This is a genomic window from Elstera litoralis, from assembly GCF_000963705.1.
GTDB lineage: Bacteria > Pseudomonadota > Alphaproteobacteria > Elsterales > Elsteraceae > Elstera > Elstera litoralis.
The window spans coordinates 1-1,829 of sequence record NZ_LAJY01000554.1 but is presented as its reverse complement, the minus strand read 5'-3'; the positions used below and the strand labels follow the sequence as shown (position 1 = coordinate 1,829).

Sequence of the window (1,829 nt, the reverse complement as noted above, 5' to 3'; positions counted from 1 at the left end):
ATCGAAAATTCGATCAACACCTTTAATCAGCAGAACCAATGCCGAGAGGTCTTCGATCTGCCGCCGCGCCAGCACGCGGACTACAATCTGTTTTTCGATGAGGCGACGATTTTCAGTCCTCTTCCCGGCGCGGGCCTGGAGTTGGTGGAAACCGAGGATTTCATCTCCCTCCACGATCTGCTGTTGTACGTCCTCGTCCCCGCTATCAATGGCGGCACGGTCGATTACGATCATCCCATCGTCAAGGCTGCCGCCACTCTGAACCGGGGCATATCGGCGGTGAAACCAAGCGCCTTCGGCCACTTCGGGCAGAACCGCCTGTATTGCTGCCGCAAGCTGGGCTGAGTTTCAAGGAAGGCGGGCATAGCCAACGGCAGCCCGCTTTTCCGCATCGGTCAGAAAATCGGCATGGCTGAGTTTTTCGTAAGTCGCAAGGCGCTGGCTGGCGAGGGCGGGAATGGCGTCTTCGTCCAAGCTCAAGCGCAAACCGGGCTCGAAGCGCGACAGGAGATGCTCGGAGAGACCATCGGCGATAAGGCGCGCGAGCGGCAGCACGCTATCTTCCCAAAAGCTCAGGCGCGCTTGCTCCATATTCGCATAAGTCTGCGCGTCGGGAATGCCGACGAGCTGTGCGGGCACGCCGAAAGCCGTGGCGATATCAAGCGCGGCTTGCCGCCGCCCCGCGAGCCAATCCATATCTTTCGGCGACAGCGAGAGTTCTTTCGCGGTCAGGCCGCCGTCGAGCAGCATCACCGACCCCGCTTTCGCCGCGCCGGAATGGAGCGTGTGGAGTTCGGTTTTGAGGCGCTGGAACTGTTCTTCCGAGAGGCTGGCGGGGCTGCCGTCCTTGGGCTCGTAGATGAGCGCGAGGCTCGGGCGCGCACCGTTTTCCAAGAGGGCGGCGTTCCACTGCCCGGCAAGATCATGGGCGGCGATAGCTGATAGTGCTGCCTCGCCATCGCCCTGCCCGCGCCCGATGCCGCCCGCGCCATCGGCCCCAACACCGCCGCGCCGCAGGTGGATCAGCGGCAGGCGCGCGTCGAGCGGATCGGGGGAAAGTTCCTCCGTCCGCGCGCCGCGCGTGACCCGGTAGATTGGCAAGCCCTGGCTTCCCGCGCGGATCGAAACCCGGTCGGGGCGCAATAGGTGCAATTCCTGCGGCGGTAGCCCCGGCGGGCCGAGCGGATCGATAAACCCGTTGCCGTCGAGCACCAGGTGAATGGCGAGCGTCTCGAAAAACGCCCGCGTGCTCACCTGGGGCGACGGGTGCGCCAACAGCGTCAGAGCAGGATGATCGGTCAACTCCTGCCGCTTCGCGGTTTGCAGATAGAAGGGCACCGACGCCACCGCCCGCGCGATCATCGTCACGCAGCGAAACGCCACCGGATTATGGCGCAGGCAGCGCTCGGCCAAATGGGGATAGGCGGCCCCGCTCCCCAGCGCCACGGAGGGTTCAAGACCCGGCGACGATGCGATTGCATAAGCCAAAAGATCCCGACGCGGCGCCGCCTTCGCGGCCCGCCGAAAGAAACGGAACAGCATGGGAAACCTCCCTGAGAGGAAAAAGGGTATAAAAAAACCGCCCGGAGGGGGCGGTTTAGCGGGCGGAATAATCGATGCGGATTAACGCCCGCTCAAAATTATAGCTATAAATTTCAAAGATCCGGCAAAAATCTTACCATAATCTTCAGTATAAATAACAAGAACTGCAACTATAATTAAAAATACAGTGACAATAATAATTCTATTTCGTAGTTTATTTGTCATTGCGAGCGCGCCCATCTTCGGTTGAAAATCGATTYWCCTATAAAAATGCATTGGAAACACAT

General features: G+C 60.1%; 2 protein-coding genes. One reads left to right on the top strand and one right to left on the bottom strand.

The window, feature by feature from the left end; all coding sequences use genetic code 11:
- Positions 1-345: hypothetical protein (locus VZ95_RS25925; RefSeq protein ID WP_045776975.1), on the top strand; the 345-nt coding region annotated here is incomplete at its 5' end.
- Between the two features lie 3 nt (positions 346-348).
- Here the strand turns inward: VZ95_RS25925 and VZ95_RS17340 are convergent.
- A complete protein-coding gene (locus tag VZ95_RS17340) occupies positions 349-1,542 on the bottom strand; it encodes a phage portal protein (protein WP_052711896.1) in 1,194 nt (397 codons plus the stop codon).
- Positions 1,543-1,829 lie beyond the last annotated feature (287 nt).

Coding starts and splice junctions, on each gene's coding strand:
- VZ95_RS17340 (WP_052711896.1), bottom strand. CDS start 1,542: ATGCTGTTCCGTTTCTTTCGGCGGGCCGCGAAGGCGGCGCCGCGTCGG.